Annotated in this window: 27 protein-coding genes and 1 pseudogene; 13 read left to right on the forward strand and 15 right to left on the reverse strand. The window is 48.9% G+C overall.

What is annotated here, in order from left to right:
* Positions 1-49: 49 nt before the first annotated feature.
* Positions 50-994: a DUF1471 family protein YdgH gene (gene ydgH, locus D9597_RS22285; protein ID WP_130209317.1), complete on the reverse strand. Its 945-nt coding sequence runs from the start codon at positions 992-994 to the stop codon at positions 50-52.
* A gap of 522 nt (positions 995-1,516) precedes the next feature.
* Between ydgH and pntA the strand changes: the two genes are divergently transcribed.
* Together pntA and pntB are read left to right on the forward strand one after the other, a co-directional pair.
* The gene (gene pntA, locus D9597_RS22290) at positions 1,517-3,049 is read left to right on the forward strand and encodes a Re/Si-specific NAD(P)(+) transhydrogenase subunit alpha (RefSeq protein WP_130219055.1); all 1,533 of its coding nucleotides are present in this window, start codon (positions 1,517-1,519) and stop codon (positions 3,047-3,049) included.
* A gap of 10 nt (positions 3,050-3,059) precedes the next feature.
* The gene (pntB, locus tag D9597_RS22295; protein WP_130209313.1) at positions 3,060-4,448 is read left to right on the forward strand and encodes a Re/Si-specific NAD(P)(+) transhydrogenase subunit beta; all 1,389 of its coding nucleotides are present in this window, start codon (positions 3,060-3,062) and stop codon (positions 4,446-4,448) included.
* Positions 4,449-4,472: 24 nt separating this feature from the next.
* On the opposite strand, the gene tqsA is transcribed toward pntB, so the two are convergent.
* Positions 4,473-5,507: an AI-2 transporter TqsA gene (gene tqsA / locus D9597_RS22300; protein ID WP_130224774.1), complete on the reverse strand. Its 1,035-nt coding sequence runs from the start codon at positions 5,505-5,507 to the stop codon at positions 4,473-4,475.
* 406 nt (positions 5,508-5,913) lie between these two features.
* On the opposite strand from tqsA, the gene mdtJ reads away from it, so the two are divergent.
* Together mdtJ and mdtI are read left to right on the forward strand one after the other, a co-directional pair.
* On the forward strand, positions 5,914-6,279 hold the full coding sequence (mdtJ, locus tag D9597_RS22310; RefSeq protein WP_130209307.1) for a multidrug/spermidine efflux SMR transporter subunit MdtJ: 366 nt from the start codon (positions 5,914-5,916) through the stop codon (positions 6,277-6,279).
* The gene (mdtI, locus tag D9597_RS22315) at positions 6,266-6,595 is read left to right on the forward strand and encodes a multidrug/spermidine efflux SMR transporter subunit MdtI (RefSeq protein ID WP_130219061.1); all 330 of its coding nucleotides are present in this window, start codon (positions 6,266-6,268) and stop codon (positions 6,593-6,595) included. The genes mdtJ and mdtI overlap by 14 nt, the downstream gene beginning before the upstream one ends.
* A gap of 38 nt (positions 6,596-6,633) precedes the next feature.
* On the opposite strand, the gene D9597_RS22320 is transcribed toward mdtI, so the two are convergent.
* From D9597_RS22320 to D9597_RS22335, 4 genes are all read right to left on the reverse strand, one after another.
* Positions 6,634-7,455, reverse strand: coding sequence for a serine protease (locus tag D9597_RS22320; protein ID WP_130209303.1), 822 nt, complete (start codon positions 7,453-7,455; stop codon positions 6,634-6,636).
* A gap of 99 nt (positions 7,456-7,554) precedes the next feature.
* Positions 7,555-7,638 (reverse strand): hypothetical protein, encoded by an 84-nt coding sequence (locus D9597_RS22325; protein ID WP_000233091.1) that lies wholly within the window; start codon positions 7,636-7,638, stop codon positions 7,555-7,557.
* A gap of 92 nt (positions 7,639-7,730) precedes the next feature.
* Positions 7,731-8,039 carry an acid resistance repetitive basic protein Asr gene (gene asr, locus D9597_RS22330; protein ID WP_240780459.1) on the reverse strand — a complete coding sequence of 103 codons (309 nt, stop codon included), beginning with the start codon at positions 8,037-8,039 and terminating at the stop codon, positions 7,731-7,733.
* Between the two features lie 413 nt (positions 8,040-8,452).
* Positions 8,453-9,706, reverse strand: a complete 1,254-nt coding sequence (locus tag D9597_RS22335) for an MFS transporter (RefSeq protein ID WP_130224778.1) — start codon at positions 9,704-9,706, stop codon at positions 8,453-8,455.
* Positions 9,707-9,812: 106 nt separating this feature from the next.
* Here D9597_RS22335 and D9597_RS22340 point away from each other — a divergent pair, with 106 nt between their 5' ends.
* From D9597_RS22340 to bioD, 3 genes are all read left to right on the forward strand, one after another.
* Positions 9,813-10,706, forward strand: a complete 894-nt coding sequence (locus D9597_RS22340) for a LysR substrate-binding domain-containing protein (RefSeq protein ID WP_130224780.1) — start codon at positions 9,813-9,815, stop codon at positions 10,704-10,706.
* A 134-nt stretch (positions 10,707-10,840) separates the two neighbouring features.
* Entirely contained in the window at positions 10,841-12,061 is a 1,221-nt protein-coding gene (mlc, locus tag D9597_RS22345) for a sugar metabolism global transcriptional regulator Mlc (protein WP_130219069.1), read from the forward strand.
* Positions 12,062-12,186: 125 nt separating this feature from the next.
* On the forward strand, positions 12,187-12,882 hold the full coding sequence (bioD, locus tag D9597_RS22350; protein ID WP_130224782.1) for a dethiobiotin synthase: 696 nt from the start codon (positions 12,187-12,189) through the stop codon (positions 12,880-12,882).
* On the opposite strand, the gene clcB is transcribed toward bioD, so the two are convergent.
* The 4 genes and pseudogenes from clcB to D9597_RS22370 all read right to left on the reverse strand — a co-directional run bounded on the left by clcB (position 12,835) and on the right by D9597_RS22370 (position 15,399).
* Positions 12,835-14,127, reverse strand: a complete 1,293-nt coding sequence (gene clcB, locus D9597_RS22355) for a voltage-gated ClC-type chloride channel ClcB (RefSeq protein ID WP_130224784.1) — start codon at positions 14,125-14,127, stop codon at positions 12,835-12,837. The two genes, bioD and clcB, sit on opposite strands and share 48 nt — an antisense overlap.
* A gap of 159 nt (positions 14,128-14,286) precedes the next feature.
* The gene (gene dmsD, locus D9597_RS22360) at positions 14,287-14,901 is read right to left on the reverse strand and encodes a Tat proofreading chaperone DmsD (protein WP_130224786.1); all 615 of its coding nucleotides are present in this window, start codon (positions 14,899-14,901) and stop codon (positions 14,287-14,289) included.
* Between the two features lie 42 nt (positions 14,902-14,943).
* Positions 14,944-15,042, reverse strand: a pseudogene (locus tag D9597_RS22365) (dimethylsulfoxide reductase); the annotation flags it as partial.
* A gap of 51 nt (positions 15,043-15,093) precedes the next feature.
* Positions 15,094-15,399 carry a DUF1161 domain-containing protein gene (locus D9597_RS22370; protein WP_130224836.1) on the reverse strand — a complete coding sequence of 102 codons (306 nt, stop codon included), beginning with the start codon at positions 15,397-15,399 and terminating at the stop codon, positions 15,094-15,096.
* Positions 15,400-15,505: 106 nt separating this feature from the next.
* Here D9597_RS22370 and D9597_RS22375 point away from each other — a divergent pair, with 106 nt between their 5' ends.
* Entirely contained in the window at positions 15,506-16,216 is a 711-nt protein-coding gene (locus D9597_RS22375; protein WP_130219131.1) for a YnfC family lipoprotein, read from the forward strand.
* Positions 16,217-16,218: 2 nt separating this feature from the next.
* Here the strand turns inward: D9597_RS22375 and speG are convergent, their stop codons facing one another.
* Both speG and D9597_RS22385 read right to left on the reverse strand, forming a co-directional pair.
* The gene (speG, locus tag D9597_RS22380; protein ID WP_064529978.1) at positions 16,219-16,779 is read right to left on the reverse strand and encodes a spermidine N1-acetyltransferase; all 561 of its coding nucleotides are present in this window, start codon (positions 16,777-16,779) and stop codon (positions 16,219-16,221) included.
* A gap of 34 nt (positions 16,780-16,813) precedes the next feature.
* Complete coding sequence (locus tag D9597_RS22385) at positions 16,814-17,155, reverse strand: DUF1283 family protein (RefSeq protein WP_130224788.1); 342 nt, start codon at positions 17,153-17,155, stop codon at positions 16,814-16,816.
* A 134-nt stretch (positions 17,156-17,289) separates the two neighbouring features.
* Here D9597_RS22385 and D9597_RS22390 point away from each other — a divergent pair, with 134 nt between their 5' ends.
* From D9597_RS22390 to D9597_RS22410, 5 genes are all read left to right on the forward strand, one after another.
* Entirely contained in the window at positions 17,290-17,616 is a 327-nt protein-coding gene (locus D9597_RS22390) for a YnfA family protein (protein ID WP_064529976.1), read from the forward strand.
* Between the two features lie 219 nt (positions 17,617-17,835).
* Positions 17,836-19,050 (forward strand): starvation-sensing protein RspA, encoded by a 1,215-nt coding sequence (gene rspA / locus D9597_RS22395; RefSeq protein WP_064529975.1) that lies wholly within the window; start codon positions 17,836-17,838, stop codon positions 19,048-19,050.
* An 11-nt stretch (positions 19,051-19,061) separates the two neighbouring features.
* Positions 19,062-20,081 carry a Zn-dependent oxidoreductase gene (locus D9597_RS22400; RefSeq protein WP_130224790.1) on the forward strand — a complete coding sequence of 340 codons (1,020 nt, stop codon included), beginning with the start codon at positions 19,062-19,064 and terminating at the stop codon, positions 20,079-20,081.
* 57 nt (positions 20,082-20,138) lie between these two features.
* Complete coding sequence (gene ydfJ / locus D9597_RS22405) at positions 20,139-21,506, forward strand: MHS family MFS transporter YdfJ (protein WP_130224792.1); 1,368 nt, start codon at positions 20,139-20,141, stop codon at positions 21,504-21,506.
* A gap of 88 nt (positions 21,507-21,594) precedes the next feature.
* Positions 21,595-23,055, forward strand: coding sequence for a mannitol dehydrogenase family protein (locus tag D9597_RS22410; RefSeq protein ID WP_130224794.1), 1,461 nt, complete (start codon positions 21,595-21,597; stop codon positions 23,053-23,055).
* A 39-nt stretch (positions 23,056-23,094) separates the two neighbouring features.
* Here the strand turns inward: D9597_RS22410 and ydfZ are convergent, their stop codons facing one another.
* The 3 genes from ydfZ to ydfG form a co-directional block, all read right to left on the reverse strand.
* Complete coding sequence (gene ydfZ, locus D9597_RS22415; protein ID WP_000214710.1) at positions 23,095-23,298, reverse strand: putative selenium delivery protein YdfZ; 204 nt, start codon at positions 23,296-23,298, stop codon at positions 23,095-23,097.
* A gap of 175 nt (positions 23,299-23,473) precedes the next feature.
* The gene (gene rspR / locus D9597_RS22420) at positions 23,474-24,160 is read right to left on the reverse strand and encodes a DNA-binding transcriptional regulator rspR (RefSeq protein WP_130219085.1); all 687 of its coding nucleotides are present in this window, start codon (positions 24,158-24,160) and stop codon (positions 23,474-23,476) included.
* Positions 24,161-24,248: 88 nt separating this feature from the next.
* Positions 24,249-24,995 (reverse strand): bifunctional NADP-dependent 3-hydroxy acid dehydrogenase/3-hydroxypropionate dehydrogenase YdfG, encoded by a 747-nt coding sequence (ydfG, locus tag D9597_RS22425; protein ID WP_130224796.1) that lies wholly within the window; start codon positions 24,993-24,995, stop codon positions 24,249-24,251.
* Positions 24,996-25,046: the final 51 nt, after the last annotated feature.

Below are 25,046 nucleotides of genomic sequence, written 5' to 3' on the forward strand. Positions count from 1 at the left end.
AATCTGAAAGGCGGCATAAAGCCGCCTTAATGTGATACTGAATAGTTATTTATTTATACAGGTCTGCACTGATGGTCAGGTTGTTACCACGTTCCTGCCACTGGCGGGTAATGTGGTAATACTTAGCACCTTTCTTCGCGGCACGTTTAGCAACCTGGTAGGAGACTTCGGTCATGTTGCCGTAGTTACCCGAGAACTTAATGCTATCGAACGGGACCATCATTGCTGCGGTCGCTTTGTTTAATTCTTCTACTTTGGTGCCGTCAGGAAGCGTGACAGTGTAACGTCCGCCTTTTGAGGACTGAGTTTCAAAGAAACGACCAACTTCAGCACTTGGTGATGCAGTGGTGGCAACGCCCGGGATTTCAACTTTCTTCGCGGCTTCGCCACCTGCGGCCAGTGCCGCGCGACCAGCATCAGAATCCGCAGGGATCACATCCGGGCTCTGGACGATGCGTTTTTTAGCATCTTGTTTGTAGATGAACGCAGTAATACGCTGGTTGCCGCCCTGGTTGGCATCTATCTGGCGAACGATGTAGTAAGAGTAGGCACCTTTCGCTTTTGCTGCTTTGGTGATGGCATCGTTCACTTCCGGTTGGCTGCGGAAGAAGCCCTGGACGGTAACGGTGTCATACGGTTCGATCAAAACAGCCTGGTCTTTAGGCAGTTCAATAACGCCATTAAAAACGCGATTCTTATCAGCTTCTGCTTTTTCAGCATCGGCTTTATAAAGATCGGCAACTACACGCCAGTTACCGCTGTTACCGAAATCTGAAGTGTCGACAACATAAAAAGAGGCGGCGCCTTCTTTATCAGCGCGACGGGAAACGGCTTTAACCGCTTCGCCAATGGCATTAAAACGACCGGTAACCACTACACGGTCAAAAGGTTTAACCGCTGCCGCTTGCTCCGGTGTCAGTTCTGTTGCTGCGTTAACGGAAAATGCCGTAGCAGAAAGCAGTGCCGACGCCAGGAGGGTGTTCTTAAGCTTCATAAAAATAATCCTTCGCCTTGCGCAAACCAGGTACTGGTATTGTTATTAACGAGAAACGTGGCTGATTATTGCATTTAAAGTGTGTAACTGTCTGCGTGATTTTTTCATATCAGACTTCTTGATTTGATTTTAAATCTGCTCGAATGAGCGTCCGTGCTTAAAAAATAGCCACAATAACAGAAGAATGACTGAACTGGCTGAATTGTATAAGTTAATTTAATGTTAACCGGTGGCTGGCGTCGGTGATATCTCATGTTTTACCTGATTATCAAAGACAATTATCGCCCATTATCCTGTGTTCTATGGTGTTTATCCCGCTATCAAGGCTGAATCGTTAATATTTTGCGAGTTCACGCCGAAATACTGATTTTTGACGCTAGATCACAGGCATTATTTTCAGTACGTTATAGGCGTTTGTTACTAATTTATTTTAACGGAGTAACATTTAGCTCGTACATGAGCGGCTTGTGTATCAAAAACACAGGCAAACCATCATCAATAGAACCGATGGAAGGGAATATCATGCGAATTGGCATACCAAGAGAACGGTTAACCAATGAAACCCGTGTTGCAGCAACGCCAAAAACAGTGGAGCAGTTGCTGAAACTAGGTTTTACCGTCGCGGTAGAGAGCGGCGCAGGTCAACTGGCTAGTTTTGACGATAAAGCGTTTGTGCAAGCGGGCGCCGAAATTGTAGAAGGGAATAACGTCTGGCAGTCAGAGATCATTCTGAAGGTCAATGCGCCGTTAGATGATGAAATTGCGTTACTAAATCCGGGAACCACGCTGGTGAGCTTCATCTGGCCCGCGCAGAATCCGGAGTTAATGCAAAAACTCGCGGAGCGTAACGTGACGGTGATGGCGATGGACTCTGTACCACGCATTTCTCGCGCGCAATCGCTTGATGCATTAAGTTCGATGGCGAATATCGCCGGCTATCGCGCCATTGTTGAAGCGGCTCATGAGTTTGGGCGTTTCTTTACCGGGCAAATCACCGCAGCAGGTAAAGTGCCGCCCGCAAAAGTGATGGTGATTGGTGCGGGTGTTGCTGGTCTGGCCGCCATTGGCGCAGCAAACAGCCTCGGCGCAATTGTGCGTGCATTTGATACTCGCCCGGAAGTGAAAGAACAAGTTCAAAGTATGGGCGCGGAGTTCCTCGAGCTGGATTTTAAAGAGGAAGCAGGTAGTGGCGATGGTTACGCCAAAGTGATGTCGGAAGCGTTCATCAAAGCAGAAATGGAACTCTTTGCCGCCCAGGCAAAAGAGGTCGATATCATTGTGACCACTGCGCTTATTCCAGGCAAACCAGCACCGAAACTGATTACCCGTGAAATGGTTGATTCTATGAAGTCGGGTAGTGTGATTGTCGACCTGGCAGCCCAAAACGGTGGTAACTGTGAATACACCGTGCCGGGTGAAATCTTCACCACGGAGAATGGCGTCAAAGTGATTGGCTACACCGATCTTCCTGGTCGCCTGCCGACGCAATCCTCACAGCTTTACGGCACCAACCTTGTCAATCTGCTGAAACTGTTGTGCAAAGAGAAAGACGGCAATATCACGGTTGATTTTGATGATGTGGTGATTCGCGGCGTGACCGTGATCCGTTCTGGCGAAATTACCTGGCCGGCGCCGCCGATTCAGGTTTCAGTCCAACCGCAGGCAGCACAGAAAGCGGCACCTGATGTTAAAACCGAAGAAAAATGTGCCTGCTCACCGTGGCGTAAATACGCGCTGATGGCGCTGGCAATCATCCTTTTCGGCTGGTTGGCAAGCGTAGCACCGAAAGAATTCCTCGGGCACTTTACCGTTTTCGCGCTGGCCTGCGTGGTAGGTTATTACGTGGTGTGGAATGTCTCCCACGCGTTGCATACGCCGCTGATGTCGGTTACTAACGCGATTTCAGGAATTATTGTTGTCGGAGCTCTATTGCAGATTGGCCAGGGCGGCTGGGTTAGCTTCCTTAGTTTTATCGCGGTGCTTATCGCCAGCATTAATATTTTCGGTGGCTTTACCGTGACTCAGCGCATGCTGAAAATGTTTCGCAAAAACTAAGGGGTAACATATGTCTGGAGGATTAGTTACAGCTGCATACATTGTTGCCGCGATCCTGTTTATCTTCAGTCTGGCCGGGCTTTCTAAACATGAAACGTCTCGCCGTGGTAACAACTTCGGTATTGCCGGGATGGCGATTGCGTTAATTGCAACTATCTTCGGGCCGGATACTGGCAATGTTGGCTGGATCCTGGTTGCGATGGTCATTGGTGGCGCGATTGGTATCCGTCTGGCGAAGAAAGTCGAAATGACCGAAATGCCGGAACTGGTGGCGATCCTGCATAGTTTCGTGGGGCTGGCGGCGGTGCTGGTTGGCTTTAACAGCTATCTGCATCATGACGCGGGAATGGCACCGATTCTGGCCAATATTCACCTGACGGAAGTGTTCCTTGGCATCTTTATTGGTGCGGTAACCTTTACCGGTTCGGTTGTGGCGTTCGGTAAGCTGTGCGGAAAGATTTCGTCTAAACCGTTGATGCTGCCAAACCGCCATAAAATGAACCTGGCTGCATTGGTCGTTTCCTTCCTGCTGTTGATGGTGTTTGTTCGTACCGATAGTGTTGGCTTGCAGGTGCTGGCATTACTGATAATGACCGCTATTGCGCTGGTATTCGGTTGGCATTTGGTGGCTTCCATCGGTGGTGCAGATATGCCAGTGGTGGTGTCGATGCTGAACTCCTACTCCGGTTGGGCGGCGGCAGCGGCGGGCTTTATGCTCAGTAATGACCTGCTGATTGTGACCGGTGCGCTGGTCGGTTCGTCGGGCGCGATTCTTTCTTACATTATGTGTAAGGCGATGAACCGTTCCTTTATCAGCGTCATTGCGGGCGGTTTCGGCACTGATGGTTCCTCTACCGGCGATGATCAGGAAGTGGGCGAGCACCGCGAAATCACCGCAGAAGAGACGGCGGAGCTGCTGAAAAACTCGCATTCAGTAATCATTACTCCAGGGTACGGCATGGCGGTAGCGCAGGCACAGTATCCGGTCGCAGAAATCACCGAGAAACTGCGTGCGCGCGGTATCAACGTGCGCTTCGGGATTCACCCGGTTGCGGGCCGTTTGCCAGGGCATATGAACGTGTTGCTGGCGGAAGCGAAAGTACCGTATGACATCGTGCTGGAAATGGACGAAATCAACGATGACTTCGCTGATACCGATACCGTACTGGTGATTGGTGCTAACGATACGGTTAACCCGGCGGCGCAGGATGATCCGAAGAGTCCGATTGCTGGTATGCCTGTGCTGGAAGTGTGGAAAGCGCAGAACGTGATTGTCTTTAAACGCTCGATGAACACCGGCTATGCTGGCGTGCAAAACCCGCTGTTCTTCAAGGAGAACACCCACATGCTGTTTGGTGACGCCAAAGCCAGCGTGGATGCAATCCTCAAAGCTCTGTAACCTCAACGGCCTCTACGGAGGCCGTCACTCTTTATTGAGATCGCTTAACAGAACGGCGATGCTTTGGCCTCCCGCCGTTTGCTCAAGTGCAATTTTGACAATAATCGTCAATGGCACAGAAAGCAGCATTCCCACGGGACCTAACAACCATCCCCAAAAAATTAATGACAAAAAAACCACCAGTGTGGAAAGTCCTAACCCGCGCCCCATAATGCGTGGCTCCAGAATATTGCCGAAGACCAAATTAATCAGCAGATATCCCGCCAGTACAAGTAACGCCTCGTAGAAACCATTAAACACCAGTACCTGAGCGATAGGGGGAATCGCTGCCAGAACTGAACCAATATTGGGTATGTAATTAAGCGCAAAGGCCAGCAATCCCCAGACAAAAGCAAAGCGAACATCCAGTGCAGCGAGCATCGCCCAGGCGACCAGTCCGGTGATGATGCTGATAGCGGTTTTTAGTACCAGGTAATGCGACACACTGTCAATCGCGCGCTGAATTGCCGCCATCCCTTCAACCGGACGCGCCATCATTTGCTGGAGTTTACCGGGCAGATGCGGCACTTCGAGCAGCATAAACAACACCGTCAGCAACAGTAAAAATATTGACGACATGGCATTAGATAACTGAGTCAGTAAGTTGGTGAGCAACGTCATTGCCGAGTTCGGATCAATGTAATGCGCCAGTTGGTCAACTGAGACATCAATCCCCACGCGCTGTAATAAAGGTTCCAGAGCCTGCAGGGGTTTTATGATTGAGCTGCGATACTGTGGCAAAGTGCGGGTCAGTTCATTGAGTGTTGAACCGAGATAGGCCAGCATTAACACCATCGCCATCACGATAATGGTCATCAAAATTGACACCGCCAACACGCGCGGCACTCGCCAGCGAACCATGCGTTGTACCAGCGGGTTAAGAATTACCGCGATAAATAGAGAGAGGATAAAGGGGACGATGATATCGGCGGCAAACCGGATACCGCACAGAATAATGACCAGCATTCCCAGCATAATGACGATTTTTAAGCCATTGAGCGTGATGATCGGCTTTGCCATGTTTATCCTCGTTTTTTCTTCCTTCGCTAATAATATTTTCTTTTTTGCTGCGGCATTATAACGAAAATCAAACCACTCAGGTAAAGAAGTGAAAATGTTTTGAGTTAATTCTTAAGCTATGATACAAATCAGACGTGTTCAACTACCGAGGACAATTATCATCCGCGATGACGAGAAGCAACACTGCGGATAATTGTAATTTTATGGACAATTTGTTCAGGACGTTATTTTCTACATTTACCCATCTTCGTACCTCATCCACTATCTTGCTCGCAGGTGAGCAGCACTGGCGCAACGCGCTTTAGTCCTTTCTTCTGCCGAAGCTTGCGCTATGCGCTGGGCTTGACCACTTTACTTTCGCTGAATTAAGCGAATATTAAAATAATTCTCTTGCAGGAGAAGGGTAATGTATTTTTATTGGATTTTATTAGGTCTGGCTATTGCCACAGAAATTACCGGCACGTTATCTATGAAATGGGCTAGCGTCAGTGATGGAAACAGTGGGTTTATTTTAATGCTGGTGATGATTTCTCTGTCATATATACTTCTCTCTTTCGCCGTTAAAAAAATTGCGTTAGGCGTAGCCTATGCGCTGTGGGAAGGTATCGGTATTTTATTTATTACGCTGTTTAGCGTTCTGTTATTTGATGAAAGTTTATCGCTGATGAAAATTGTCGGGTTAACAACTCTGGTTGCCGGGATTGTATTGATTAAATCGGGTACACGTAAAGTGCGTAAATCTACGCTGGAGCAGAATCATGGCTCAGTTTGAATGGATTCACGCCGCCTGGTTGGCACTGGCGATAGTGCTGGAAATTATTGCTAACGTCTTTTTGAAATTTTCTGATGGCTTTCGCCGTAAAGTCTATGGCTTGCTGTCGCTGGCGGCGGTACTTGCTGCTTTTAGTGCACTATCCCAGGCAGTGAAAGGGATCGACTTGTCAGTGGCGTATGCGCTGTGGGGTGGGTTTGGTATTGTCGCCACATTAGCAGCAGGTTGGGTCCTGTTTGGTCAGCGGTTAAACCGCAAAGGCTGGGTTGGTCTGGTCCTGTTGTTAGCCGGAATGATCATGGTGAAACTCGCCTGATGTTTATGCTGCCCGTATTTTCGGGCAGCATTTAAATGCTATTGCCGGGATAACTCTTCCAGTTTGTCGCGAAAGCCGGTAACAGAGATAGCCCGGTTATCGGCCCGCCAGCGATCCTTAGCCGCAGGCGCCGAACTTTGCACGCCAATCAACTGCCAGCCGTCATCAGTATGCAGCATTAGCGGCGAACCGCTGTCACCCGGCAGGGTATCGCACTGATGCGACATCACCGACGTTTGCGCCCAGCCAGTCACTTCGCAATTTTTATGACTGTACAACGTATCCAGGTGATCCTCGGGATAGCCTGCCTGGGTCACTTTACGACCTGCCGTTTTTAATGCGGCGGTGAGTGCTGCTTTGTCTCCCTCGAAAAGTGGTAAGGGTGTAATGCCAGAAGGCGGATTGCGCAGCACAATCAAACCAAAATCCCACGGCGCAGCAGCAGGCGGGACAATCCAGCCATCTCCATTTGCCTTTAACCGTTTACCTAATGTCGGGTCAACGCGTCCTTCAATGTTGTGGATCTCATAGCGCCATAGCCCCTTATTCGACACAAAACGCAGCGCAATTGCTTTGTCTGGTTTGCCTTTTGGCGGCGTTAATAAACAGTGACCCGCCGTTAATGCGAGATTGGGCGCAATCAGGGTGGCCGTGCAGAGATTTCCACTGGCAGTCTCCAGTTGCCCAACCGCATCCCACGGAGATTGGGTCGTGTTAATTACTGGCACTCGATCATCATGACCAAAAAAAAGGGTGCTGACTTCATCATTAGCCGATTCAGGACTGTCAGGTTTATCTGCAAATACCAATGCAGATGTCAAACTAATTGCACCCAGCACTACAGCAATGGTTGTACGCATATCACACTCTGGTGGGTAATTATGATTATTAAAAGCAAACCCTCATAAATACTATAGCTGGGACGGGATTAAAGTGGGAGTGAAATCAGATAACTACGATCAGAAAAGATAAAAGCGAGTGGCAATCAATGCACATAAAATAAGGATGATAAGAATGAACTCAAAGCGATAACGGCCCACCATAGTACCCTCCGCTTAAGGCGGCGCTAAACGTTATCCGTCTAGCGCCGTAATTTTCAGGCGCGAGGGGGCGCGCCATTATTGCTGTTGAAAACTTAAGCTGCTGGTTGGGCAGCTGGTTTTGCAGGTTGCTGATGGCTGTGTTTCTTGGTGTGTTTTGTCGCGGCTTGTGCTTTTTGTTCCGGAGCTTTCTGTTCAGTTTTCGCTTTTTTATGATGCTTTTTAGCCGCCTGCGCTTTTTGGGCAGGTGCTGCTTTATGCTGTTTTTTATGATGCATGGTTTTTGCAGGTGCAGCTTTGGTGGCAGTAGTTGCAGGGGCAGGTGTGGTCGCAGTCTCTGCGGCAAAAGCGGCAGAAGAGAGACTCATCGCAGCGGCAACAACCAGAGCTAATACTTTTTTCATTGTCATACCCTCAATTTGGTTTTTTTATGCAACCCCACTACGGGGCCGATGTAATGACTATATCTCGGGTAATGAGAGGCTTCCGTGAGTGGTTGGTTTCGGCATGTAACGATATGTACAAAGTAAATTGGTAAATAATAACGCGATGTGACTTAAGGTAAATTCCCTACTAATATCAGTAGTCTTGATCGAGTTTACTATTTCTCTGTTCCCAAAACGGTAGAATTACTTTGCATCATCAATAAATGACACACAGTAAATGAATCCGCTAATTTGGGTATTTATTATCCTGATGACATTAGATGCGCTGCGGGAATTGGCTGGCGCTTCGTCTATTTTAGGATGGTTATTAACGTTGAGTTGAGCAGACAATAAGCCCGGGTGGGTATTTTACTCAGCCCGGGCTTATTTTTTCAGGCGTGCAATCGATGGTGCAAACGTGTACCCACTATAATCGCGACCACCAGCATCGACGCAATAAAGGCGCCAACGCCGTTCCAACCGTAGTTATGCCAGAAGACCCCACCTAATGTTCCGGCAATACTTGAACCCACGTAGTAACTGAACAGATACAGCGAGGAAGCCTGGCCTTTGGCGCGTTTAGCACGGGGGCCAATCCAGCTGCTGGCGACCGAGTGAGCAGCAAAGAATCCGGCGGAGAAGAGCAACATCCCGGCAAAAATCAGCCATATCGAACTGAACAATGTCATTAACAGGCCAACAAGCATGACACCTGTCGAAGAGAGCATCACCGGACCGCGTCCGAAGCGGGTGGTCATGGTTCCGGCTTTTGGTGAACTCCAGGTACCGGTCAAATAGGCCAGCGATAATAAACCCACCACCGCCTGGCTGACATGCCACGGAGAAAGCATCAAGCGATAGCCAATATAATTAAACAGGGTGACGAATGAGCCCATCAGCAAAAAACCTTCTGCAAATAATAAAGGCAATCCCTGGTCGCGCCAGTGCAGACGGAAGTTGATAAACAATGTTTTAGGGCGCAGTGAGGAAGGGCGGAAATGGCGAGATTCTGGAAGAATTTTCCAGAACATTAACGCCGAGGCCAGTGCGAAACAGCCAATCGCTGCCAGTGCAATTCGCCAGCTGAAGAAATCGGTGAAAACACCGCTAATTAAGCGTCCGCTCATGCCGCCAATCGAGTTACCGCTGATGTACAACCCCATCGAAAAGGCGACAAAACTCGGGTGGATCTCTTCGCTAAGGTAGGTCATGCCCACCGCAGCCACGCCGCTTAATGAAAGGCCAATCAAGGCGCGCATCACCAAAATACCGTGCCAGCTGGTCATCATCGTCGAAAGTAACGTGCAGATGGAGGCCAATAACAGCGCCGTAACCATCACCGGCTTACGACCAATGGCATCGGAAAGCGGGCCAGTAAACAGCAAACCGATAGCCAACATTGCCGTTGAAATGGACAGTGAAATACTACTGTTTGCGGGTGTTAAGCCAAACTCCTGCGAAAGAACCGGAAGGATAGGTTGCACACAATAGAGAAGTGCGAAGGTTGCCAGTCCGGCAGAAAAAAGCGCCAGGGTCACGCGCATAAATTGCGGCGTACCGCGTTTGATGAACTGGTTTGGCTGGGAAACGTTTTGCTTGTCAGTGGCGCTTGCCGGAGCACCATCAACAGTTGTGGTACGACTCACTTGAAATCCTTACTAAATATGCGCGTTGTGTTAGCTCAGGAATAGAGTAGGAAAATCGAATTGTTATGTCTAATATATTAATAGTCTCAAATAATATGTATGAAATATGAATATCGAATTGCGTCACCTACGTTACTTCATCGCTGTTGCAGAAGAATTGCATTTTGGTCGTGCTGCTGCGCGCCTGAATATTTCTCAACCGCCACTAAGCCAACAGATTCAGGCGTTGGAGCAACAAATTGGCGCGCGCCTGCTGGCCAGGACCAATCGAAGCGTTGCGCTCACCGCTGCGGGCAAACAATTTCTTGCCGATAGTCGTCAAATTCTTTCTCTGGTAGACGATGCCGCAGCGCGGGCAGAACGACTGCATCAGGGGGAGGCGGGAGAGTTACGCATTGGTTTTACCTCATCGGCGCCATTCATTCGCGCAGTGTCAGATACCTTATCGTTATTTCGCCGCGAATTTCCTGATGTCCATTTGCAGACGCGCGAGATGAATACCCGCGAGCAAATTGCGCCCCTTATCGAAGGGACGCTCAATATGGGACTGTTACGCAATACTTTGCTGCCGGAGACGTTGAACCATGCGGTAATTGTGCATGAACCGCTTATGGCGATGATTCCGCACGATCATCCGTTAGCGAGTAAATCTGTAGTTACGTTGGCGGAACTGGCAAAAGAGCCGTTTGTTTTCTTTGATCCTCACGTTGGGACAGGGCTTTATGATGACATTCTGGGCCTGATGCGACGCTACAATCTTACACCGGTTATTACCCAGGAAGTGGGCGAGGCGATGACCATCATTGGCCTTGTGTCTGCCGGTTTGGGCGTTTCGATTTTACCCGCCTCATTTAAGCGTGTTCAGCTTAATGAAATGCGTTGGATACCTATTGCTGAAGAAGATGCGGTTTCTGAAATGTGGTTGGTCTGGCCGACGCATCATGAACAAAGTCCGGCAGCGCGAAACTTTCGTATTCAGCTGCTGAATGCTCTCAGGTGAGGTAAAATTCAGCTAAAAAACCCGAAAAGTGTGCTGTTAATCACATGGCTAAGTAAAAATTTGACGGCACGCATTGAAGTGTTTCACCATAGCCTACAGATTATTTCGGAGCGCGAAAATATAGGGAGTATAAGGTGGTTGCAGAAAACCAGCCTGGACATATTGATCAAATAAAGCAGACCAACGCGGGTGCTGTTTATCGCCTGATTGATCAGCTTGGTCCCATTTCGCGTATCGACCTTTCCCGCATGGCGCAACTGGCTCCCGCCAGTATCACCAAAATTGTCCGCGAAATGCTAGAAGCGCACCTGGTGCAAGAGTTAGAAATTAAAGAAGGGGGAAACCGTGGCCGCCCTGCGGTGGGGTTGGTGGTGGAAACAGAAGCCTGGCATTATCTTTCTCTGCGCATCAGTCGTGGTTTAATTTTTCTTGCCCTGCGTGATTTAAGCAGCAAGCTGGTGGTGGAAGAGACACTGGAGCTGGCGCTTCAGGATGAATTGCCTTTGCTGGAACGTATCATTGCGCATATTGATCAGTTTTTTATCCGTCATCAGAAAAAACTCGAACGCCTGACATCCATCGCCATTACTTTGCCGGGAATTATTGATACGGAAAATGGTATTGTGCACCGGATGCCGTTTTACGAGGATGTGAAAGAGATGCCGCTCGGCGAAGCGCTGGAGCAGCACACAGGTGTACCGGTTTACATTCAGCATGATATTAGTGCATGGACGATGGCCGAGGCATTATTTGGAGCCTCTCGCGGGGCGCGCGATGTGATTCAGGTGGTAATTGATCACAATGTTGGCGCGGGCGTGATTACCGACGGTCACTTGTTACATGCCGGAAGCAGTAGCCTGGTAGAAATTGGTCATACCCAGGTGGATCCGTATGGTAAACGCTGTTATTGCGGTAACCACGGTTGTCTGGAAACCATCGCCAGTGTGGACAGCATCCTCGAACTGGCGCAATTACGCCTTAATCAGTCAATGAGTTCGATGTTGCACGGGCAGCCTTTGAGCGTGGATTCATTATGCCATGCGGCGTTGCAGGGTGACTTGCTGGCAAAGGATATTATCACTGGCGTAGGCGCGCATGTTGGGCGCATTCTGGCCATCATGGTGAATTTATTTAACCCACAAAAAATACTGATTGGCTCGCCGTTAAGCAAAGCGGCAAATATTCTGTTCCCTGTGATTTCTGACAGCATCCGTCAGCAGGCGCTTCCTGCATACAGCCAGCATATTAGCGTTGAGAGCACTCAGTTCACCAATCAGGGGACAATGGCAGGGGCCGCGCTGGTAAAAGATGCGCTATATAATGGATCTTTGCTGATTCGTCTGTTGCAGGGTTAACATTTTTTAACTGTTCTACCAAAATTTGCGCTATCTCAAATTGAGTGCAGAAAGCATAACTTAGACTTTCCACGTTGAATTATTTTCCTGGCTTATATTAGTGAAGCATAACGGTGGAGTTAGTGATGCTGAAGCGTTTCTTTATAACAGGTACAGACACTTCTGTAGGGAAAACGGTGGTTTCCCGCGCATTGCTACAAGCGTTAGCCTCCCAGGGAAAAACGGTTGCGGGATACAAACCCGTAGCGAAGGGGAGCAAAGAGACACCTGAGGGGCTGCGTAATAAAGATGCCCTGGTGTTGCAGAGTGTTTCATCAATTGAACTGCCTTATGAAGCAGTCAATCCCATTGCGTTAAGCGAAGAAGAAAGTAGCGTGGCGCACAGTTGTCCAATCAATTACACGCTCATTTCAGATGGTCTGGCTAACCTGACTGACAAAGTTGATCATGTTGTCGTTGAGGGGACTGGCGGATGGCGCAGCCTGATGAATGATCTGCGTCCGCTCTCTGAATGGGTGGTCCAGGAGCAGCTACCGGTGTTGATGGTGGTGGGCATTCAGGAAGGCTGTATTAACCATGCGCTTCTGACCGCACAAGCGATTGCGAACGACGGTCTGCCGCTCATTGGCTGGGTGGCTAATCGTATTAACCCTGGGTTAGCGCATTATGCTGAAATCATTGATGTGCTGGGTAAAAAACTCCCGGCACCGCTCATTGGTGAACTGCCTTATCTGCCCCGCGCTGAACAGCGAGAACTGGGTCAATACATCCGCTTAGCCATGCTGCGTAGTGTGCTGTCGGTAGATAGAGTCAGGGTGTAAGGTCCGCGACATTACCGACGCGATCACGCAGGCAATCAATAAACCGGGGAGTAGCTGATACTCCCCGGTCATTTCACATATCATCAATGTTGACATAATTGGCGCATGCGTGGTCGCAGCCAGCAGTGTTGCCATCCCTGTTAGTCCGAGTAAAAGCGTCATTTCTTCGCCGCCTGGAAGCCATAACCCCAGGCTACGTCCATACAGCATGCCAATTGCAAGCCCGATAAATAGCGTTGGCGTAAACACGCCGCCAGGCGCGCCGGAACCGCTACTGGCCAGCACGGCAAAAAGTTTGCAGATGAAGATCGCAGCAATGACCGTAAACAGTGGTGGGGTGGTTAAAAAGGATTGCACCGTACTATAACCATTGCCCCATACGGCAGGCGTGAGCAGGGAAAGCAGGCCGACGATCAACCCCCCTAACGCCAACTGCCAGGGCGGCGTCAGTTTTAGGTGAACAAAACCTTGATGACTGGCGCTCATCATTTTCAACAGTAATGGTCCGCAAAGACCAGCCAGCACGCCGGCACTGATAATTAGCGCATAGTCCTGCACATGCAGCGTCACCTCGAGCTGAACGCTGTAGAGCAATGCATCGCTGTGATTAATAAGATTGCTGACAAGCAATGCCACCACGGCTGAAATCACCACTGGGCCAAGAGAGGCCAGCATCATGGTGCCAAACAGCACTTCGGCAATAAATAAACTCCCGGCAAGCGGTGCGCGATAGGCTGCAGCCATGCCTGCCGCAGCACCGCAGGCAATCCATAATTTCCACTCTTCACGCGGCGTAAAACGTTGGGCAAACCAGGATGCAGCAAGAGCCGCCAGCAGAATCATCGCGCCTTCACGGCCAATTGCGCTACCGCTGGTCACCACCAGCAGAGAGGCAAGTGATTTTACCAGGCTTGCTGCGTAATCGAACTGCCCCTCGCTCTGCAACGCTTCCATATAATCGGTCGGCGCATGGGGTCGTTGCTGCGTAACTCTCTGCCAGCCCATGAGCAATAAACCTGCCGCCAGACCGCCGAGCGCAGGAGTTAACAAGCGTCGCCACGGAGAAAGGTTTGTCGCAGCATTGACCAGACTCCCGGAATCATTGCTCAGGAACAACCACTCCAGCAACAGCATGGCATGACGGAATCCGGCAACGGCAAACGCCGCGAGAATACCGATTATCGTTGCGATAAGCAGACGACGAAACAGGGTGCGCAGATCCGGGTAAAGGTGTAGATGATGCATGAGTAGAAATGGCAATTTAAACACGGGCATCTATTTTGCGGGAAAAGACGTCAGGCGCAAAAGCTGTACGTGCTTTATGTGGGGAAATGGTGTGACACTGTAACTTATTTAATATGGGATGGCGCGCTAATGTCGCCATCCGGTAATGCTACGGGAACCTTAACGAAACAGCGGCTTAACTGCGACGGGAATCAGCAATTGTGACTGCCACTCAGCCAGCGTTAAGCGAGCCAGTTCACCAAGCGTGCGGTAAAAAGGGTGTTCTGCTTTTTCGATAAACACCTCGAGAAAGCGCGTCGACCACGGTAAAAGATGCCACGCCAGCAACTCTTCGCACTCAGTCTGACGACCGTTCTCCGCCAGCCAGGCCACCATCAGTAGCAAGGAACCAAAATGATCTTCAGGTTCGTTTTGCTTCATCTCAAACTGAATGCCTTTTTCGCGCATCCATTGACGAAGCGCCAACGTTGAATCGCCAAACAGTACCGATTCACGATCCAACCAGACCGATCCCCACGGCGGGGACGGCAACGCCCACGGGCCAACGAATAAACGCTGCCAGGCCTGCGCACGCGACTCTTCACTTTGTTGCTGAAAAGCCGTTACCAGCGGCACTAAAGAAGTTTGCGGCAGAGGCCACTGAGTTTCCCAGCCATCGTTGGTAAGTGCAGAAACCAGAGGCGCGGCTTCCTCGCTTTCTGGGGCGTAATAAAACAGCGCCCCCAGCACGCGCGCCGCGACAGAAAAATTATCTTGTTGTGAAAAATGCGTCATTCCTATCATCCTGAAACGTGCGGCTTACTCCGCACCAAGTTGTTAACCTGCGACGGCCATTCCGACAGTCATATGCAGGCCATAAAATAGCGCTCGCCCGATCATCTCACCGCCCAGTTTGAGAGTTAACCCTAACACAAGCACGTTGCAGAATGTAGACCTGATAAGACGCGCCAGCGTCCATCATACTTTTTATTGCGGTTCGGCAGGCGCGCCATCCTGAGTCGGTTGTGCAGGGGCAGAATTGTTACCGCTGGTGGTGCGGCTATAGAGAATTTTATGCGTATCATTGGCACAATGGCCAACCACCCTGGTGTCAGGCTGATCGACCTGATCATTCGGCACAATACTTAAAGTAAAGCTACTTTCTGGCACACCGTTATTGATAATACGCTGTGAAATATCGCTCTTTATCCGTTCACAAGAATCTGGCGCGGCCAGCACGGCGGGTGAGGCAATTGTGAGCAGTAGAGCGGCGCAATAAGTTGAGATTTTCATCATTGGCTCCTTAAATGAATATTACTCACTAAGCATAGCATTTCACGTGTAAAGTACTGTATTTACTACTATGATTGATAATAATCTCTACTGTCTGGTGACTAAAGTGAATTTCAAATTACTGCCATGTTTGCTCGCGATAATGCTTACAGGATGCGATCGCGCAGAAGTGACGTTTTCTTTTACGCCAGAGATGGCCAGTTTCTCTAATGAATTTGATTTTGATCCGCTGCGTGGTCCGGTTAAAGATTTCACCCAGACATTGATGAATGAACAAGGGGAAGTGACGAAACGTGTTTCAGGCAGCTTATCGGAAGAAGGTTGCTTCGATTCGCTTGAATTATTGGATCTGGAAAATAATACCGTGGTTGCCTTAGTGCTGGATGCGAATTATTACCGTGACGCGCAGACACTGGAGAAAAAAGTACGTTTACAGGGTAAATGTCAGTTAGCAGAATTACCTTCCGCCGGAGTGAGTTGGGAAACCGATGATAATGGCTTTGTAGTTAAAGCCAGCAGTAAACAGATGAAGGTGGATTATAGGTATGATGAACAGGGCTATCCGCTGGGTAAAACCACAGTAAGCAACGACAAAACGTTATCAGTCACTGCAACACCGTCACCTGATCCGATCAAAAAACTCGATTACACGGCAGTTACTTTACTGAATAATCAACAAGTTGGTAATGTTAAGCAAAGCTGTGAATATGACAGCCACGCCAATCCGGTGGACTGCCAATTGATCATTGTTGATGAAGCGGAAAAACCCGCCGTCGAACGGGTTTACACAATCAAAAATACCATTGATTATTATTAACGCTATTGCGCGGTCGGCTTCAGCATTGCCTGACCCGGCGTTTTATGTTCCGCCAGATACTGATGCTGGAATATACACATGCGAATGGCATTGCGATATTGACCATTAATAAAGAATTCATGCATCAGTTCACCTTCGACCGTAAAACCGAGCTTACGGTAAATGTGAATCGCTTTTTCATTTTCTTTATCGACAATCAGATACAGCTTATAGAGATTAAGAACAGTGAAGCCATAATCCATTGCTAATTTTGCTGCGCGTGTTGCCAGACCTTTACCCTGGTATTCCGGGGAGATGATTATCTGAAATTCTGCGCGGCGGTGGACATGGTTAATTTCAACCAGTTCCACCAGACCCGCTTTTTCACCATCGCACTCCACCACGAAACGACGCTCACTCTGATCGTGAATATGTTTATCGTACAGATCAGAGAGTTCAACAAAGGCTTCGTAGGGTTCCTCAAACCAGTAACGCATCACACTGGCGTTATTGTCGAGTTGATGCACATAGCGTAAATCTTCACGCTCCAGCGGACGTAGCTTAACACTGTGGGCGCTTGTCATAACGTGTCCTTACATTCCTTATATCAATAACAGTTTAGGGGGTAATTACGCGGCCTGTACGACGGTCCAGGCAACGTAAAGTATTCGGTTCCCAGTAGGCATTAATGTTGGCACTTTGTTCGCATTTGTCGCGGCTATCGAATGCGGAGTCAACTTTATCCCATTCTTTTTCGGCGCGTTTATTGACTTTTTGACGCAGATTGCGAGTTTCATTCCATTGCTCTTTTTGCATTGTCGCCTGTTGGCGACTCTGTGCGCTGTCGCCAGACTCAATCACCAGTTTATTGGTTTCTGCATGAGTCGTTGCGCTAAATGCCAGTGCGCAAGGTAGCAGAAAAGCGAGCAGTCCGAGCCGTTTGCAGAAAGTAATATTCATGATTCATTCCTTACATGAATGTTTAAAGGGGATTTTACACGATCCACTGCGAACGCAAAACGTACCAGAAGGATGTATAGGGTGATGATATTATGTCGAGCCATAAATATACATGATGTCAATGAGTGACAAAGATGATTAAAACAACGTTACTGTTTTTTGCTACCGCCTTGTGTGAAATTGTCGGATGCTTCCTGCCCTGGCTATGGCTTAAACGGAACGCTAGCGTATGGCTGCTGGTTCCGGCGGGGATTTCCCTGGCGCTTTTCGTCTGGCTGTTAACATTGCATCCGGCGGCCAGTGGGCGAGTGTATGCCGCTTATGGTGGCGTTTATGTTTGCACGGCGCTGCTGTGGCTGCGAGTTGTGGATGGCGTAAAACTCAGTCTCTACGACTGGACTGGAGCATTGGTCGCGCTATGCGGGATGTTGATTATTGTTGCTGGCTGGGGGCGAGCTTGATTTTGTCGGGAATACAAAATGTACTTTATTATTAATAAGATATGCTCTACCCGGTGTCCAGAATAACAGCAAAGTCTGGCTTTTTTTAGATTTATTCACGGCGTAAATATGCTCTTTTTTTTGTGATCACGCTTCCCTTTTCCAATTTTTATACTTGTATGGTAGTAGCTCAGTTGCGTAGATGTCATGCATCACGACAAGCGATGCAAGGAATCGAACATGAAGATCGTAAGGGCTGAAGTTTTTGTTACCTGTCCGGGGCGTAATTTCGTCACCTTAAAAATCACCACCGAGGACGGTATTACCGGTCTTGGCGATGCCACACTGAATGGACGCGAGCTTTCCGTTGCGTCTTATCTGCAAGATCACCTTTGTCCGCAGCTTATAGGCCGCGATGCTCACCGTATCGAAGATATCTGGCAGTTTTTCTATAAAGGGGCGTACTGGCGTCGCGGTCCAGTCACCATGTCGGCCATTTCGGCTGTTGATATGGCGCTGTGGGACATTAAAGCCAAAGCCGCCAACATGCCGCTTTATCAGCTACTGGGTGGCGCGTCTCGCGAAGGGGTTATGGTTTATTGTCACACAACCGGTCACTCCATTGATGAGGCACTGGATGATTATGCTCGTCATCAGGAACTGGGATTCAAAGCCATCCGCGTACAGTGCGGCATTCCAGGCATGAAGACCACCTATGGCATGTCCAAAGGCAAGGGGCTGGCTTATGAACCTGCGACAAAAGGGCAGTGGCCGGAGGAGCAGTTGTGGTCGACGGAAAAATATCTCGACTTCATGCCAAAACTGTTCGACGCGGTACGTAACAAGTTTGGTTTTGATGAACATCTGCTGCATGACATGCACCATCGTTTAACGCCTATTGAAGCGGCGCGTTTTGGTAAAAGCATTGAAGATTATCGCATGTTCTGGATGGAAGACCCGACGCCTGCGGAAAACCAGGAGTGTTTCCGCCTCATTCGCCAACATACCGTCACGCCAATTGCGGTGGGTGAAGTCTTCAATAGCATTTGGGACTGCAAACAACTGATAGAAGAACAACTCATCGACTATATCCGCACTACGCTGACTCATGCGGGCGGCATCACCGGTATGCGTCGGATCGCTGATTTCGCATCCCTGTATCAGGTACGCACTGGCTCACACGGTCCTTCTGATTTGTCGCCTGTCTGCATGGCTGCGGCGCTGCACTTTGATCTGTGGGTGCCGAATTTCGGTGTTCAGGAATATATGGGCTATTCAGAACAAATGCTCGAAGTCTTCCCGCATAACTGGACTTTCGATAACGGCTATATGCATCCGGGCGACAAACCGGGTCTTGGCATCGAGTTTGATGAAAAGCTGGCAGCAAAATACCCCTACGAACCCGCTTATCTGCCAGTCGCACGTCTGGAAGATGGCACGCTGTGGAACTGGTAAGGAGAAAAATAATGAAAAGTATTTTAATTGAAAAACCAAATCAACTGGCAATTATCGAACGTGAAATACCCAACCCGTCTGCGGGTGAAGTACGGGTAAAAGTGAAACTGGCCGGTATTTGTGGCTCTGATAGCCATATTTATCGCGGTCATAATCCGTTTGCAAAATATCCGCGCGTCATTGGCCACGAATTTTTTGGCGTGATTGATGCCGTCGGCGAAGGTATTGAAAACAGCCGGATCGGTGAACGTGTTGCGGTAGATCCGGTAGTGAGCTGTGGGCATTGCTATCCGTGCTCAATTGGTAAACCGAATGTTTGTACAACGCTAGCTGTATTAGGTGTTCACGCTGACGGTGGTTTCAGTGAATATGCCGTTGTTCCGGCAAAAAATGCGTGGAAAATCCCCGATGCAGTGGCAGATAAATTTGCGGTAATGATCGAGCCCTTTACCATTGCGGCGAACGTAACCGGACACGGTAAACCTACTGAAGATGACACCGTGCTGGTTTATGGCGCAGGTCCGATTGGCCTGACTATTGTTCAGGTATTAAAGGGTGTTTATAACGTCAAAAACGTGATTGTTGCCGATCGCATTGATGAACGACTGGAAAAAGCGAAAGAGAGCGGGGCGGATTGGGCGATTAATAATGGTCAGACTCCGCTTGGTGAAATATTCGCTGAAAAAGGAATCAAGCCAACATTAATTATTGATGCTGCTTGCCATCCGTCAATTTTGAAAGAAGCGGTTACATTGGCTTCTCCAGCGGCACGTATTGTGTTAATGGGCTTCTCCAGTGAACCGTCTGAAGTCATTCAGCAGGGAATTACCGGAAAAGAACTTTCTATTTTCTCATCCCGGTTAAATGCTAACAAATTCCCGGTCGTGATCGACTGGTTAAGCAAAGGGTTAATTAAACCAGAAAAATTAATTACTCACACGTTTGATTTTCAGCATGTTGCTGATGCCATAAGTTTATTTGAACAGGATCAAAAACATTGCTGCAAAGTCTTACTCACTTTTTCTGAATAATACCAATAACAGCGAGTAAGTAGTACGCATCTTACCTCTTATTTAGAGATATCCATTATGACAATAGAAAAACACGAAAGAAGCACTAAGGATTTGGTGAAAGCAGCAGTGTCGGGATGGTTGGGGACTGCGCTTGAATTCATGGATTTTCAGCTATATTCGCTCGGCGCAGCGTTAGTGTTTCATGAAATATTTTTCCCGGAATCATCAACCGCAATGGCGTTAATTCTGGCAATGGGAACCTACGGTGCAGGTTATGTGGCACGTATTGTCGGAGCATTTATTTTCGGCAAAATGGGCGACAGAATAGGGCGTAAAAAAGTACTCTTTATTACCATCACCATGATGGGGATCTGTACCACCCTAATTGGCGTGTTGCCGACCTATGCGCAGATTGGTGTTTTTGCGCCAATCTTGCTGGTGACGCTGCGTATTGTTCAGGGGTTGGGAGCCGGCGCGGAAATTTCTGGTGCAGGTACTATGCTTGCTGAATATGCACCGAAAGGAAAGCGCGGAATTATCTCCTCGTTCGTCGCGATGGGAACGAACTGCGGAACCTTGAGCGCAACGGCAATCTGGGCCTTTATGTTCTTTATTCTCAGTAAAGAAGAACTGCTGGCATGGGGATGGCGTATACCGTTCCTGGCGAGTGTGGTAGTAATGGTCTTTGCTATCTGGCTGCGTATGAACCTGAAAGAAAGCCCGGTATTTGAGAAGGTTAATGACAGTCAGCAACCTGCGCCAAAAGCTGTGCCTTCTGGTAGTATGTTCCAGAGCAAATCTTTTTGGCTGGCAACGGGTCTTCGTTTTGGGCAAGCAGGAAACTCCGGCCTGATTCAAACTTTCCTTGCAGGTTATTTAGTACAGACGTTGCTGTTTAATAAAGCGATTCCGACAGATGCCTTAATGATCAGCTCAATTATCGGTTTTATGACTATTCCATTCCTGGGATGGTTGTCCGATAAAATTGGTCGTCGTATTCCCTACATTATTATGAATACTTCAGCCATTGTGCTGGCGTGGCCAATGCTGTCTATTATCGTCGATAAAAGCTATGCCCCGAGCACCATCATGGTTGCGTTGATTGTGATTCATAACTGTGCGGTGTTGGGATTATTTGCCCTGGAAAACATTACCATGGCAGAGATGTTCGGCTGTAAAAACCGCTTTACCCGGATGGCAATTTCTAAAGAAATTGGTGGTCTTATTGCCTCAGGTTTCGGTCCTATCCTGGCGGGTATTTTCTGCACCATGACTGAATCCTGGTATCCGATTGCGATAATGATTATGGCTTATTCTGTTATCGGTTTAATCTCCGCGCTGAAAATGCCAGAAGTTAAAGACCGCGATTTGAGTGCGCTGGAAGATGCGGCAGAAGATCAACCGCGCGTTGTAAGAGCTGCGCAACCTTCAACAAGTCTGTAAATCCAGAATCCCTTCTCTTAGTGAGGAGGGATTTTTTATTCATATAACAAACCATTCAGCTTGCCATATTGAAATTAAAGGAATTGTCATGGGAAATAATTTGTTATCAGCAAAAGCGACACTCCCTGTTTATGATCGTAATAACCTGGCGCCCAAAATTGTTCATTTAGGTTTTGGCGCATTTCATCGCGCGCATCAGGGCGTGTATGCCGATATCCTGGCTGCCCAGCATCACAGCGATTGGGGCTACTATGAAGTGAACCTGATTGGCGGTGAACAGCAAATCGCCGATCTAAAACAGCAAGATAATCTCTATACCGTTGCGGAAATGTCGGCCGATGCCTGGACCGCTCGTGTAGTGGGGGTAGTGAAAAAAGCGTTGCACGTGCAAATAGACGGTTTAGAAGCTGTGCTTGCTGCCATGTGCGAACCGCAAATTGCAATTGTTTCTCTGACTATTACAGAGAAAGGCTATTTTCACTCTCCGGCGACCGGGCAGTTAATGCTGGATCACCCGATGATCGTTGACGATCTAAATAATCCCCACCAGCCGAAAACGGCAGCAGGGGTTATTGTGGAGGCGCTGGCCCGGCGCAAGGCCGCAGGCTTACCGGCATTTACAGTAATGTCGTGCGACAATATGCCGGAAAATGGTCATGTGATGCGTGACGTTGTCACTTCTTACGCGCATGCAGTCGATACAGAACTGGCGCAATGGATCGTCGAAAACGTGACTTTTCCTTCGACAATGGTTGATCGCATTGTTCCGGCAGTGACGGCAGAAACGCTGAATAAAATTGAGCACCTTACCGGCGTGCGCGATCCAGCCGGTGTAGCCTGTGAACCGTTCCGTCAGTGGGTTATTGAAGATAACTTTGTTGCCGGACGTCCGGAATGGCAAAAAGCAGGTGCTGAACTGGTCAGCGATGTGCTGCCTTATGAAGAGATGAAACTGCGTATGCTCAATGGCAGCCACTCATTCCTGGCGTATCTGGGCTATCTGGCCGGATATCAGCATATTAACGACTGCATGGAAGATGAACATTATCGCCGTGCGGCACATGCCTTGATGTTGCAGGAACAGGCGCCGACGCTGAAAGTGCAGGGCGTGGATCTGCAAAATTATGCGGATCGACTGATTGAACGCTACAGTAATCCAGCGTTACGCCATCGAACCTGGCAGATTGCGATGGATGGCAGTCAGAAACTCCCACAGCGCATGCTGGATTCCATTCGCTGGCATCTGAAACAGGGCAGCGCGTTCGATTTGTTGGCGCTTGGCGTCGCTGGTTGGATGCGATATGTCGGCGGTGTTGATGAGCAGGGTAATCCCATCGAAATCAGCGACCCGTTATTACCGGCCATTCAGAAGGCCGTGCAAAGTAGTGCAGAAGGGAAAGCGCGCGTGCAGTCCTTGATGGCGATTAATGCGATATTTGGTGACGATTTGCCGAACAATGCGTTGTTCACTGCAAAGGTGACGGAAGCGTATTTGTCTTTATTAGCGCATGGTGCGAAAGCGACCGTGGCGAAATATGCGGTGAAGTGATAAGTGACAGCAATGCCGCCGATGGCGGCATTCACACGCTTAGTTCATGCCGAGACGAATCAGGTCCAGAGGTGCGAGTTTTTCATCACAACCTTCAACTACTACGGTTTTACCGCGGCGGATTTGCTCTGCGGTCAGACCTTCAGTATCAATCGACAGGATCTTGCCAGTGTGACCGGTGCCGCTAACCATAACACGGCTGCCAGTAGTGATTGCGTTACGGTTACGATCGTAGGTCGTCATAGGTGTTTTCTCCTTTCTGATTTACAGTCGAAGCCCACGTAACGGGCGCAATATAAATACTCCTGTCGAGTGAATTTTTTTTTGTTTATGATCAAGTTCACATCTTTTTTGATGCTTGCATAAACCAGAAGAAGGGGGATGAACTCTCACCCCGAATGGGATGAGAGGAAAAGAATTACTCTTCGCTGAACCAGTCGCTATTTTCCTGGCGTATTAGCTGTACGGACTCGCTAATCTCCTGCAAATGCAATGCCATTGCCTTTTCAACGGCATCACCATCATGTGTTTGCAGCGCAGAGAAAATATCCATGTGCTGGCGAAGCAGCATTTCCGGCGGCGAAACGTGGTCAAAACTCATGTAGCGCACCCGGTCAACGGTCGCTTTCAGGTTTTCAATGGTGTCCCACGCGAGCTGACAGTCAGCAATATCGGTAAGGAGTTGATGGAAGTTGTCATCAAGTTCAAAAAAATCATCCAGTTGTTTGCGCTCAATGGCAATGCGTTGCTGGTGAAGATTTTGCTCAAGTTGGTAGCACTGGCTTTCAGTGATCATGCTCGCTGCCCGCCGTGCCACCGCGCACTCAATGGCCTGTCGAATAAAACTGCCATTGCGAACCTGGGTCATGGAGATTTTATTGACGTAGCTGCCACGCTGCGGGCGAATTTGAATCAGGCCGTTTTCAGCCAGTTTAATGAAGGCTTCGCGAACCGGTTGGCGTGACACATTGAAACGAACAGAAACTTCTTTTTCCGACAATGGCGTACCTGGTGCAATCAGACAATGCACAATGTCGCGGCGAAGAATACGGTAAATTTGCTGATTGACAGGCTGTGTGGGATTAAGTTGTGTTTCGACGGTCATTCGTTATTGCTTTTGAGTGGGTTAACTGCAAGAGTCTACCACTTTTTTGTGACAAGCAATAACCCGGCGGTGAGGCCGGGTATAAAAATTAATGCCGATGGACATTCAACCCGGCATAGCTTTGGGTAACCGGCATCATTTCCAGGGTATTGATGTTAACGTGAGCGGGGAGAGTGGCTACCCACCAGACGGCTTCACTGACATCTTCTGGCGTCAGTGCAACGGTATTTTGATAAGTTTTTTCTGCTTTGCCGTCATCGCCTTTAAAGCGGACATTGGAAAATTCGGTGCCACCCACCAGCCCGGGTTCGATGTCTGTGACACGTACTGCCGTACCGTGCAGATCTGTGCGTAGATTCAGACTGAACTGACGAACAAACGCTTTTGTCGCGCCGTAGACGTTGCCACCTGCATATGGCCAGCTACCCGCCGTTGAACCAATGTTAATAATGTGACCACGATTGCGCTCAACCATGCCTGGCAGGACTGCGCGCGTCATATACACGAGGCCCTTATTGTTGGTATCAATCATGGTTTCCCAGTCTTCAACGCTCGCTTTATGTGCAGGTTCCATACCCAGCGCCAGTCCAGCATTGTTCACCAGAATATCAATGTCACTCCACTCGGCAGGAAGCAATGCCAGCATTTCTTCAATGGCGGCGCGGTTACGGACGTCCAGTTGGGCAATATACAGATTATCGCCCAGCTCGTCTTTTAACTCCTGCAACCGCTCCTGACGACGACCAGTGGCGATAACTTTATGCCCTTGTTGAATAAAACGACGAGTAATGCATTCACCAAAACCTGCCGTTGCTCCAGTTACTAAAACGATCATCTCACTGTTCCTCAACGCTTTTGTGTGTCACTAACATAGCACGTGATGCTT

The sequence above is a fragment of the Escherichia sp. E13S3 genome (assembly GCF_004212325.1).
In the GTDB taxonomy this organism is placed as follows: domain Bacteria; phylum Pseudomonadota; class Gammaproteobacteria; order Enterobacterales; family Enterobacteriaceae; genus Escherichia.

Excerpts from the sequence above, each read along its gene's own strand:
- D9597_RS22320 (WP_130209303.1), bottom strand. The coding sequence starts at position 7,455 with ATGCGTACAACCATTGCTGTAGTGCTGGGTGCAATTAGTTTGACATCT.
- D9597_RS22410 (WP_130224794.1), top strand. The coding sequence starts at position 21,595 with ATGGGAAATAATTTGTTATCAGCAAAAGCGACACTCCCTGTTTATGAT.
- pntB (WP_130209313.1), top strand. The coding sequence starts at position 3,060 with ATGTCTGGAGGATTAGTTACAGCTGCATACATTGTTGCCGCGATCCTG.
- ydgH (WP_130209317.1), bottom strand. The coding sequence starts at position 994 with ATGAAGCTTAAGAACACCCTCCTGGCGTCGGCACTGCTTTCTGCTACG.
- D9597_RS22370 (WP_130224836.1), bottom strand. The coding sequence starts at position 15,399 with ATGAAAATCTCAACTTATTGCGCCGCTCTACTGCTCACAATTGCCTCA.
- rspA (WP_064529975.1), top strand. The coding sequence starts at position 17,836 with ATGAAGATCGTAAGGGCTGAAGTTTTTGTTACCTGTCCGGGGCGTAAT.
- ydfG (WP_130224796.1), bottom strand. The coding sequence starts at position 24,995 with ATGATCGTTTTAGTAACTGGAGCAACGGCAGGTTTTGGTGAATGCATT.
- rspR (WP_130219085.1), bottom strand. The coding sequence starts at position 24,160 with ATGACCGTCGAAACACAACTTAATCCCACACAGCCTGTCAATCAGCAA.
- dmsD (WP_130224786.1), bottom strand. The coding sequence starts at position 14,901 with ATGACGCATTTTTCACAACAAGATAATTTTTCTGTCGCGGCGCGCGTG.
- mdtI (WP_130219061.1), top strand. The coding sequence starts at position 6,266 with ATGGCTCAGTTTGAATGGATTCACGCCGCCTGGTTGGCACTGGCGATA.
- mdtJ (WP_130209307.1), top strand. The coding sequence starts at position 5,914 with ATGTATTTTTATTGGATTTTATTAGGTCTGGCTATTGCCACAGAAATT.
- pntA (WP_130219055.1), top strand. The coding sequence starts at position 1,517 with ATGCGAATTGGCATACCAAGAGAACGGTTAACCAATGAAACCCGTGTT.
- tqsA (WP_130224774.1), bottom strand. The coding sequence starts at position 5,507 with ATGGCAAAGCCGATCATCACGCTCAATGGCTTAAAAATCGTCATTATG.
- asr (WP_240780459.1), bottom strand. The coding sequence starts at position 8,039 with ATGAAAAAAGTATTAGCTCTGGTTGTTGCCGCTGCGATGAGTCTCTCT.
- ydfZ (WP_000214710.1), bottom strand. The coding sequence starts at position 23,298 with ATGACGACCTACGATCGTAACCGTAACGCAATCACTACTGGCAGCCGT.
- bioD (WP_130224782.1), top strand. The coding sequence starts at position 12,187 with ATGCTGAAGCGTTTCTTTATAACAGGTACAGACACTTCTGTAGGGAAA.
- D9597_RS22325 (WP_000233091.1), bottom strand. The coding sequence starts at position 7,638 with ATGGTGGGCCGTTATCGCTTTGAGTTCATTCTTATCATCCTTATTTTA.
- D9597_RS22400 (WP_130224790.1), top strand. The coding sequence starts at position 19,062 with ATGAAAAGTATTTTAATTGAAAAACCAAATCAACTGGCAATTATCGAA.
- D9597_RS22340 (WP_130224780.1), top strand. The coding sequence starts at position 9,813 with ATGAATATCGAATTGCGTCACCTACGTTACTTCATCGCTGTTGCAGAA.
- D9597_RS22385 (WP_130224788.1), bottom strand. The coding sequence starts at position 17,155 with ATGAATATTACTTTCTGCAAACGGCTCGGACTGCTCGCTTTTCTGCTA.
- clcB (WP_130224784.1), bottom strand. The coding sequence starts at position 14,127 with ATGCATCATCTACACCTTTACCCGGATCTGCGCACCCTGTTTCGTCGT.
- D9597_RS22390 (WP_064529976.1), top strand. The coding sequence starts at position 17,290 with ATGATTAAAACAACGTTACTGTTTTTTGCTACCGCCTTGTGTGAAATT.
- speG (WP_064529978.1), bottom strand. The coding sequence starts at position 16,779 with ATGACAAGCGCCCACAGTGTTAAGCTACGTCCGCTGGAGCGTGAAGAT.
- ydfJ (WP_130224792.1), top strand. The coding sequence starts at position 20,139 with ATGACAATAGAAAAACACGAAAGAAGCACTAAGGATTTGGTGAAAGCA.